The organism is Microbacterium xerophyticum, from assembly GCF_053543555.1.
In genome coordinates this window covers 453759-462596 of record NZ_JBLVOB010000007.1, presented here as the reverse complement: position 1 = coordinate 462596, position 8838 = coordinate 453759, and the positions used below count along the sequence as shown (strand labels likewise).

General features: G+C 66.7%; 8 protein-coding genes and 3 tRNA genes. 4 read left to right on the top strand and 7 right to left on the bottom strand.

Annotation, left to right across the window (positions count from 1 at the left end; all coding sequences use genetic code 11):
- Window positions 1-48: 48 nt before the first annotated feature.
- The 4 genes from ACNPNP_RS13820 to ACNPNP_RS13805 all read right to left on the bottom strand — a co-directional run bounded on the left by ACNPNP_RS13820 (window position 49) and on the right by ACNPNP_RS13805 (window position 5001).
- Window positions 49-2178 carry an alpha/beta hydrolase gene (locus ACNPNP_RS13820; RefSeq protein WP_448966604.1) on the bottom strand — a complete coding sequence of 710 codons (2130 nt, stop codon included), beginning with the start codon at window positions 2176-2178 and terminating at the stop codon, window positions 49-51.
- A 285-nt stretch (window positions 2179-2463) separates the two neighbouring features.
- Window positions 2464-3864 carry a threonine/serine exporter family protein gene (locus tag ACNPNP_RS13815; protein ID WP_448966603.1) on the bottom strand — a complete coding sequence of 467 codons (1401 nt, stop codon included), beginning with the start codon at window positions 3862-3864 and terminating at the stop codon, window positions 2464-2466.
- Window positions 3865-3895: 31 nt separating this feature from the next.
- The gene (locus ACNPNP_RS13810) at window positions 3896-4219 is read right to left on the bottom strand and encodes a hypothetical protein (protein WP_448966602.1); all 324 of its coding nucleotides are present in this window, start codon (window positions 4217-4219) and stop codon (window positions 3896-3898) included.
- Window positions 4216-5001, bottom strand: coding sequence for a DNA/RNA non-specific endonuclease (locus tag ACNPNP_RS13805; protein ID WP_448966601.1), 786 nt, complete (start codon window positions 4999-5001; stop codon window positions 4216-4218). Before ACNPNP_RS13805 ends, ACNPNP_RS13810 begins: the two co-directional genes overlap by 4 nt.
- A 113-nt stretch (window positions 5002-5114) precedes the next feature.
- On the opposite strand from ACNPNP_RS13805, the gene ACNPNP_RS13800 reads away from it, so the two are divergent.
- The 3 genes from ACNPNP_RS13800 to ACNPNP_RS13790 are packed head-to-tail and all read left to right on the top strand — an operon-like array spanning window position 5115 to window position 6576.
- Window positions 5115-5456 (top strand): ArsR/SmtB family transcription factor, encoded by a 342-nt coding sequence (locus ACNPNP_RS13800; protein WP_448966600.1) that lies wholly within the window; start codon window positions 5115-5117, stop codon window positions 5454-5456.
- Window positions 5453-5956, top strand: a complete 504-nt coding sequence (locus ACNPNP_RS13795) for an SRPBCC family protein (RefSeq protein ID WP_448966599.1) — start codon at window positions 5453-5455, stop codon at window positions 5954-5956. The genes ACNPNP_RS13800 and ACNPNP_RS13795 overlap by 4 nt, the downstream gene beginning before the upstream one ends.
- The gene (locus tag ACNPNP_RS13790; protein WP_448966598.1) at window positions 5956-6576 is read left to right on the top strand and encodes a dihydrofolate reductase family protein; all 621 of its coding nucleotides are present in this window, start codon (window positions 5956-5958) and stop codon (window positions 6574-6576) included. Before ACNPNP_RS13795 ends, ACNPNP_RS13790 begins: the two co-directional genes overlap by 1 nt.
- Window positions 6577-6868: 292 nt before the next feature.
- Here the strand turns inward: ACNPNP_RS13790 and ACNPNP_RS13785 are convergent.
- From ACNPNP_RS13785 to ACNPNP_RS13775, 3 genes are all read right to left on the bottom strand, one after another.
- Window positions 6869-6941 (bottom strand) — tRNA-Phe (locus ACNPNP_RS13785).
- A 72-nt stretch (window positions 6942-7013) separates the two neighbouring features.
- Window positions 7014-7087, bottom strand: a tRNA-Asp gene (locus ACNPNP_RS13780).
- A gap of 27 nt (window positions 7088-7114) precedes the next feature.
- A tRNA-Glu gene (locus ACNPNP_RS13775) sits at window positions 7115-7187 on the bottom strand.
- Window positions 7188-7397: 210 nt separating this feature from the next.
- On the opposite strand from ACNPNP_RS13775, the gene ACNPNP_RS13770 reads away from it, so the two are divergent.
- Window positions 7398-8810: a peptidoglycan DD-metalloendopeptidase family protein gene (locus tag ACNPNP_RS13770; protein ID WP_448966597.1), complete on the top strand. Its 1413-nt coding sequence runs from the start codon at window positions 7398-7400 to the stop codon at window positions 8808-8810.
- Window positions 8811-8838: the final 28 nt, after the last annotated feature.

Here is an 8838-nt window from a genome sequence, read left to right as displayed (position 1 = left end):
CGAAGAAGCAGCGACGCCACGCCGTGCTGATCAGTCAGACTCGGTCATTCACTCCTGGAACAGGCGAGGAGCGAAATCGATGAGGTTCTTCTGCCAGACGTCCCACCCGTGCGGGCCGGGCGTCACGCCGTCGAACTCGTACTCGAGACCGATCGCGTCCATCGTCGCGAGCGAGGTCATCATCCCCTGGTAGACGAAGTCCGTGATGTCACCGATGTAGAAGCGGATCATATCGGTGTTGGCGTTGATCGCTTCCACGTCCAGTCCGTCTCCGCTGCCGAACCCGGCCGAGAAGACGCCGATCGAGGCGAACTGCTCCGGATGCGCCTTCATCACCGACAACGTGCGTGCGCCACCGGCCGAAAGACCGGCGAGTGCCCGCTGTTGCGGATCGCTGCTGACGTTGTAGTTCTGCTCCGTCGCCGGGACGACGTTCTCGAGCAGCTCCTTCGGATAGTCGCTGACATTGCCGTTGGGCATCACCACGACCATCGGCTCGATGGAGCCGTCGAGGAACAGGTTGTCGAGGATCTGACGCGTACGTCCGCCCTCCACCCAGTCCGTCCAGCTCTGCCCGCCCCCGTGGTTGAGCACGAAAAGCGGGTAGGCCTCGGCGCGGTCGGCGTCGTAGCCAGGAGGCGTCCACACGTAGGCGCTGCGTTCCTGTCCGGCGACCGTGCTCTGGTACGTCATGACGTCCAGTCCGCCGCCCTGGCCCTCAGGAACGTCGGTCAGCAGACGCGACTCCTCGCCCTCCACGAGGAAGGTGCTCCACATCGGCTCCGACGTCACCGACGTCGGGTTCGACGTGTCCTTGACCGCTTGCCGATCGACGATGAGACGGTAGTGGTAGAACCACGGGTCCAGCGGACCGATGGTCGTCTGCCAGCGATCGCCGACCTTGTTCATCTCCACGCGCAGCCAGCTGCCGCCCGGAGCGATGTTCGCCCACACCGAGACGTACTCGGCGTCCGCGAACTCGGCAGTCGTCTCGAACGTCACGAAACCGTCATCGCTGATCCACGGCGTCGGCGTGGTGCCGGATGCCGGCGTCTCGAAGCGCTCGGTGAGCGCGGTGTGACCCTCGCTCATCGCCGGATCGGATGCTTCGCCCGTGAACAGACGAGGGGCGAAGTCGATCAGGTTCTCCTGCCAGGCGTTCCAGTTGTGGCCGGCGTCGGGGTTGACGCCGTCGAACTGGTACTCGAGGCCGAGCTCGTCGAACTTCTGGAACGAGTCGTAGACGTCGTTGTGCGCAGCATCCGTCGCATTGCCGACGTAGACGCGGAACAGGTCGGTCTTGTTGTTCATCTTCTTGACGGGGATGTCGTCGAGCTCGCCGAAGCGGCCCGCGCCGAAGGTGCCGATCGCCGTGAACTCACCGGGGAGCTCGCTGAAGACCTCGAACGTCTGACCGCCGCCCATCGACAGGCCGGCCAGCGCACGCTTGTTCCGAGACGGCGAGACGTTGTAGGCGTTCTCGACGGCGGGAACGATGTTGTCCATCAGCTCGGCCGAGAAGTCGGAGACGTTGCCGTTGCCCATCACGACGAGCATGTCCTCGAGCTGTCCGGACAGCCAGAGGTTGTCGAGGATCTGCTCGGCCCGGCCGACCTCGACCCAGTCGCGGTAGCTCTGCCCGCCGCCGTGCTGCAGGTACAGCACCGGGAGCTTCTTGCCCTTGGGCGTGTATGTCGGCGGCACCCAGACGAGCGCTTCGCGTTCCTCGTTCTCGACGGAGCTGTCGTACGTCAGCGTCTCGATCGTGCCGGCGTCCTCCGGGGCGTCCGCGAGCAGCGCGGCGGACTCGCCGGGGATGAAGAACGTGCTCCACTCCGGCTCGGATGCGACGCTGGTGGGGTTGCTCGCATCCTTGAGCACCTTGCTGTCGTCGCCGGTGACCTGGTAGTAGTACAGGCCGGGCTCGAACGGGCCGTACGTCGCGGTCCAGTTGGCGCCGCTGCGCTGCAGTCCGATCTGCGCCCAGTTGTGGGACGGGCCGAAGTTGCCCTCGACGACGACCTGCGACACCGGTCCGACCGCCTCCTCGACCGCAGCGCCGGGCACGCTGATCCTCAGGTAGCCGTCATCCTGCACGGTCACCCAGGGGGTGGTCGCGGCGGACACAGGGGCGGCGAAGGCCAACCCTGCGACGGCGACCAGGGCTGCGGTGAGCAAGGCCGCCGCCCTTCGCGTTCTTCCGCGCCGGCTCGAACGCCGACTCTCGGATGTGATCTCCATCGATTCCTCATCTCGTGTGTGACTCGGCCGACTCGGCAAGGCGCTGGGGCGCGACCCGTGTCCGAATCGGATGGGGGAGTACGGATGAATCCGCTGCGATGAAATTTACAACGTCGTAAATCCGTACGCCGACACTCTTGCAGGCCAGGATGCCTGGGGTCAATGGCCATTTCCAACGTTGTGAAGAAATGGCATGCTGTTTCTGAAGAAGGGCGAAGGATCTCAGCGCCGGACGCGGGCGCGCGACTTCGCGACGCTGGCGAGCGTCTCGCGCAGCGGGGTGCCGAGGTAGAGCCCGAGTGATGCGCCGGCGGCCAGCCCGATGCCGATCGAGCCCGCGAGCACGAGCGGACTGATGCTGACGAGCATCCCCTCGGCCGTGCCGTCCGAGTCGACCATTCCGAGCAGACCGCGGAAGACCGCCGAACCGGGAACGAGCGGAACGATCGCCGCCGTCGTCACGGCGACCGACGGCACGTGGAAGTTCCGGGCGATCAGGATGCCGATGAAGCTCGCCATCAGCGCGCCGACGCCGCTCGCCGCTGCCTCGTGGATGTCGAGCAGGATCGCGAGGTTGTATCCGACGATCGCGATCACGCTGAGTCCCGCGCTGACGAGGATGATCAACGCACCTGCACCGTTGAACAGTGCGACCGCGACGGCGATGATCACGGAGCCGGCGATCTGGTGGGCGAGGCTGCCGAACGGCAGGATGTCGTCGGGCAGCGCCATGCTGAACCCGGCCAATCGCGCGAGTTCGAGTCCGATGAGGATGCCGAGGACGACGCCGACGGTCTGCATCGTGAGGTCGAGGATGCGACCGCCTGCGGTGAGCGCGAATCCGTCGATGGCGTCCTGGGCGGCACCGACGACGGTGAGGCCGGAGAGCATCAGCACGATGCCAGAGGCGACGATGATCGACGGCTGCACGTCATCGAAGGGCGCGATGCCTGCGGCGCCGAGCGCAGAGGTCGCCGTCGCGATGACGGTGATGACGAACGCGCCGGCGATCTGGCTGAAGAACGACGGCACCTGCAGGCGTGCGAGACCCGCCTGGGTGAACGCGGCGCACAGGGCGGCGATGAAGGTCAGCAGGATGATGATCGGCGAAGCTGCGAGCAGGATGGCGACGCCGACGGTGAGCAGCGCACGGGCGATGATCACGACGAGCGGGCGGTAAAGGAACGGCGTGCGCCGGATGATCCGGAAGGCCATCCGCGCGGCATCCAGGTCGAGTCCTTCGGTGATGTCGACCAGCAGCGCCTGCAGACGCTGCAGCTTGGCGTGATCGGGGGATGCGGCGCGCACGACCCGCATCAGGGTCGTCGGCCAGTCCTCCTCGCCGCGATGGTACGAGACGCTGATCGCGTTGAAGGTGACTTCGACGTGCACGCCGGTGAGCCCGTACACGCGGGCCACCCTGGTGATCGCGAAGGTGACGTCGTGGGCTGAGGCGCCGACCGCGAACATCGACTCACCGATCCGGAGCGCGAGGTCGAGGATCTTCACGACGACGGTCTCACCCAGTACGGGGTGCATCTCGGTGAGCGCGACCTTCGACGGATCGGTGCGGATGGCGCGACGGACGGAAGTCAGCAACCTCCACTGGCGTTCGGGAGACATACCTCCATTGTGTCGAGGAGGTGCCTGGGCGTCACCCCTGCGGCGGCGCGGCGGGGCGAAGTCGCCCGGGTGAGAACGGTAGAACCGGCGCGCGGTACTCGAGCGCTGACGTGCCGGGGTCGAGCGCGAACTCGGCCTCGCCGAAGCGCCACAGCCTGTTGAAGAGGAAGACGCCCAACGTCACCTTCTCGTCGGCAGCGACCTGCCAGGTGCCGAGGCCCCACTGCGTCGGCTGACCGCGTCCGCCGATCACGAGGGTCGGCCTGACTCCCGCGTACAGGGCGAACCAGGGTCGGTGCATCGTGAGTTCGATGCGGCGGGTTCGGGCGCCGGTCGTCGCTCCGCGCTCGCTCACAGGACCACGTCGTCTGCGGTGGTCAATGCGCGCCAGACGTCCGGGCGCGCGGTCCGCACCGCCAGCACGTCGGCGTCCGGCAACGCACCGAAGTCGATGCCGGTCAGGCCGGCGATGTCCGTGATGGGTGCCTGGAAGGTGCGGAACGCCCCCAGCGGCGGTGCGGCGAGAACGCCTTCGGCGGTGTCGACCAGCTCGGACTGATCCAGGATGAAGCCGGTCGCGGCGAGCCCGTCCGGGCCCTGCCACGCGGCGACCTTCCAGAACCGGAGGGGGATGAGGATGCCTCGGTAGGGCGGATCGCCGTCGGCGAGCACCGGCGCCGTGAAGACCGACACCCGCTGATCGGTCGTCTCGGCGTACTCGAGCACGTGATCCTCGAGACCCAGCCAGAGTTCCTTGGACTGGTTGAAGCCGGCTGCCTGCGGTGCCGCGTTGGGATAGAAGAACGTCGCCTCCGTGGCGTCGCGAGCCTCATCGGCCGTGCCCCAGCCGGGATCGCGGCGGCGCACGAGGTGACCGCGGTCGAGGTCGTTGCGAGCATAGACATCCGCGCCGGTCTGCTCCTCCGCCGGGATCCTCGTGTCCAGACGCCAGTCGCCGGTACGCGAGACCTCGCGCAGTCGTGCGCCGTCGATGTTGACGCCGGTGACCGCGGCGAGCCTGCGCTGCGGCTCGAGCAGCACGGAGAACCGGGGATAGGTGAGCTCCCTGACCTCCGGTGCGGGGCGGGGCATCGGAAGCGGCGTGGCCAGGAATCCGGCGTCGTACCCATCGGTCATGTGTCCATCGTGCCGGATATCCGGTCGCGCCGTGGACGATGGCTGCGCCGGCCGGGTGAACTTCCGTCGGCGACTCTTGAAACACTTGCCTATATGGGTATATGTTGTCAGACATGGCACGCGCAGCGACGACATCGGATGTGTTCAACGCGATCGCCGAGCCTCGCCGCCGGCAGATCCTCGTGCTGCTTCGGTCCGGCGAGATGTCGGTGACCGAGCTGGCACGCGAACTGGACCTGCCGCAGCCCGGGGCGTCGAAGCATCTTCGGGTGCTCCGAGAGGTCGGCCTGGTGCGGGAGCGAAGGTCGGGGAAGCAGCGTCTGTACGGCATCGACGCGCGAGGGCTGCGATCGGTGCACGAGTGGACCGGCGGCTTCGAGCAGTTCTGGAGCGAGAGCTTCGACCGCCTCGATGCCTATGTGCAGGAACTCAAACAGGAACGAGAGGAATCATGATGGATTCGACGGCTTCTTCGTCGATGTCGGAGACGGCTGAGCGTGAGATCGTGATCGCACGCCGTATCGATGCTCCGCGCGAGCTGGTGTTCGAGGCGTTCACCGAGGTGCGGCATCTGTCGCGGTGGTGGGGACCGGACGGGTTCACCACGACCACGAGGGCTTTCGAGTTCCGGGTGGGCGGCGTGTGGGATTTCGTGATGCGCGGACCGGACGGCACGGACTATCCGGAGTGGATCTGCTGGACCGAGATCGTCGCCCCGGAGCGGATCGTCATGCTCCACGGCGAGCACGCCGATGATCCGAACGCCTTCGAGTCGGTTCTCACCTTCGAACCTGAGGGTGAAGCGACACGGGTCGAGATGGTCACGGTCTTCCCGACCGCGCAGCTGCGCGACGAGGCGATCGAGAAGTTCGGTGCGATCGAGGGTGGCACGCAGACGTTGGGCAGTCTCGCCGCGTACGTCGAGCACAGCCTTCGCGAAGGAGGCGAAGGCTGATGTCCGGCACGGTCTTCTTCAGCGTGTCGATGTCGTTGGACGGTTTCATCGCTCCCGAATCGTCGGAGGAGCTGATGGGGCAGCAGTGGATGGAGTTGCAGCAGTGGGTCTTCCGGCAGCGGCACTTCCGCGAGAACCTGCAGATCGGCAAGGGCGGGGAGGAGGGGCGGGACAACGACATCGTGCGGGAGACGTTCGAGCGCACTGGTGCGAGCGTGATGGGGAAGCGGATGTTCGACGCCGGCGAGGCGATGTGGCCTGAGGAGCCGCCCTTCCACACGCCCGTGTTCGTCGTCACTCATGAGAAGCGCGAGCCGTGGGTGCGACCGGGCGGCACCATGTTCCACTTCGTGAACGACGGCATCGAGTCCGCGCTCGAGCAGGCGCGCGCGGCGGCGGGCAGCCGGGACGTCCGGATCGCCGGCGGCGGCCAGACGATCGTCGAGTGCCTCAATGCAGGGCTGATCGACGAGTTCACGGTGTCGCTGTCGCCCGTGCTCTTCGGCAACGGCATCCGATTGTTCGATGGGATCGACTCGGCGCACGTCGCGCTGGAGCAGGTCGGCACCGAGGCCTCACCGAAGACGACGCATCTCAGGTACGCGGTGCGAATGCGGTGAGCGGCAGCGGCCGAGGGGCTGGGCGGGCGGAGCGGATCGGGGGCGGCTCTGGACTTCGGAGCCAAGAAGACTTTCGGGGCTCAAACGGCACGCGCAGCCCCGAAACTCTTCTTTCATCGACGAGCGACGCTGTCTCAACGGATGGGCCTAGCCCGGGCTGAACCCTGACCGGCGCAGAACCGGCACAAGCCCGACGAGAAGTCGGCGGTCCAGTGTCTCCAGGGCAAAGCAAAACCCCCGCCATGTAGAAGCTAGGCGAGGGTTTCTGGGATCACTGTAATGATGATCCGTGTGGCTCCGACGGGCGTCGATCCCGTGACCTCACGATTTTCAGTCGTGCGCTCTACCAACTGAGCTACAGAGCCGTGCGGCACATCGTAAATCCGCCGCAACCTAGACGAAAGGCCCTCTTCGAAAAAAGGGCCCGTCGCTTAGAGCGACCCTGACGGGACTTGAACCCGCGACCTCCGCCGTGACAGGGCGGCACGCTAACCAACTGCGCTACAGGGCCATGCTTTTAAATTGTATATCGGACGAGTGACCCCAACGGGATTCGAACCCGTGCTACCGCCGTGAAAGGGCGGCGTCCTAGGCCGCTAAACGATGGGGCCGAAGGGCGTCCCGGGGGACTTCCTTGCCGACGCTCAAGCATAAGGGATGTTTTCCCCAAAATGCGAATCGAGGGCGCGTCGTGCTGTCGCCCGGGCGTTTCCGGAGGACGATGGGATGCGCCCGCCATGTCACTGTGTCCGCTCAAACCCTGTTGCGGATGTTAAAGATGTTGTTACTGTGGCATGAGTGAAACCTGTGGAAGGGGCCGTGTGAACGACGAGCAGTCCGCGATGGATGCTGCGCGCGAAGCGGGGGACTCCTGCGGCTGCGCGCCGAGCATGGCTGAACGGCGTACCTTCTGGCAGAAGAACACTCTCACCCGCCGCAACGCACTCGGATTGGGCGCCCTCAGCGTCGCCGCCCTGAGCGCCTTCGGCATCGGCTCCGGTGTGAACGCTGCGTACGCGGCGTCGTACCCGAGCTGGGACGACGTGCAGCAGGCCAAGAACAATGAGGCAGCGAAGGCCGCGGAAGTCACGCGCATCCAGAACCTCATCAGCTCGCTGACGCAGAAGGTCGCCGACACGAAGGCTGCGGCCGAGGTCGCCGGCAACGAGTACTACGCCGCTCAGCAGGCGTTCTTCGATGCGATCACGAAGGCCAACGAGCTTCAGGCGCAGGCCGATGCTCAGGCGAAGATCGCCGAAGAGTCCGCCACCAAGGCCGGGCAGGTCGCGGCGCAGCTGTACCGCAACGGCGGGGATGACACTGCGCTGGAGCTGTTCTTCGCCGGTTCCGCAGCCAACGCCGACCAGCTCCTCTCGCGCCTCGGCACGATGGACAAGCTCCTCGAGTACAACCAGTCGGTCTACGACGACGCCGTCGCGGCCCGCAACTCCGCGCAGGCGATCAGCGACCAGGCTCAGGTCGCCCGTACCGAGCGCGACCGTCTGCAGAAGGTCGCCGAAGAGAAGATGATCGCGGCGCAGGCCGCTGCCGAAGCGGCCCAGGCTGCGCTCGACGAGCAGACCAAGTACCTCACGACGCTCGAGGCGCAGCTCGCCGCCCTTCAGGACACGACCGCGAAGACCGTCGCCGACTACCAGGAGGGCGTCCGCGTGGCCGAGGCCGCGCGCATCGCTCGGGAGAAGAAGGCCGCTGCTGATGCCGCAGCCGCGGCGGCTGCGGCTGCCGCTGCCAACAACAACAACGGTGGCGGCGGAGGCGGCGGCGGTGGTGGCGGCGGCGGCGGAGGCGGCGGCGCAGGATCCGGCGGATGGCGCCGTCCGCACGGCGGATGGCGCAGCTCCGGCTACGGGCCCCGCTCGTCGCAGTGCGGCTCGCAGGGCTGCTCCTCCAGCTGGCACTATGGCGTCGACCTCGCGAACGGCTGCGGAGCGCCCATCTTCGCGGCCAACGCGGGAACCGTCGACTACGCCGGCTGGAACGGCGGCTACGGGAACTACGTCCGCATTCAGCACGGCGGCGGCGTCGGCACCGGCTACGGCCACATCAGCTCGTTCGCGGTGCGCAGCGGCCAGTGGGTCGAGTCCGGACAGGTCATCGCGTATGCGGGCAACACCGGCGGATCTTTCGGATGCCACCTTCACTTCGAGGTGTACATCTGGGGCTCGTACACCAACCCCATCGACTTCATGGGCGCGCGCGGCGTCTCGGTCTGAGCTGCCGCGGCCCCGAAGAAGCCCCCGT

Coding starts and splice junctions, on each gene's coding strand:
- ACNPNP_RS13815 (WP_448966603.1), bottom strand. CDS start 3,864: ATGTCTCCCGAACGCCAGTGGAGGTTGCTGACTTCCGTCCGTCGCGCC.
- ACNPNP_RS13790 (WP_448966598.1), top strand. CDS start 5,956: ATGTCCGGCACGGTCTTCTTCAGCGTGTCGATGTCGTTGGACGGTTTC.
- ACNPNP_RS13800 (WP_448966600.1), top strand. CDS start 5,115: ATGGCACGCGCAGCGACGACATCGGATGTGTTCAACGCGATCGCCGAG.
- ACNPNP_RS13795 (WP_448966599.1), top strand. CDS start 5,453: ATGATGGATTCGACGGCTTCTTCGTCGATGTCGGAGACGGCTGAGCGT.
- ACNPNP_RS13805 (WP_448966601.1), bottom strand. CDS start 5,001: ATGACCGATGGGTACGACGCCGGATTCCTGGCCACGCCGCTTCCGATG.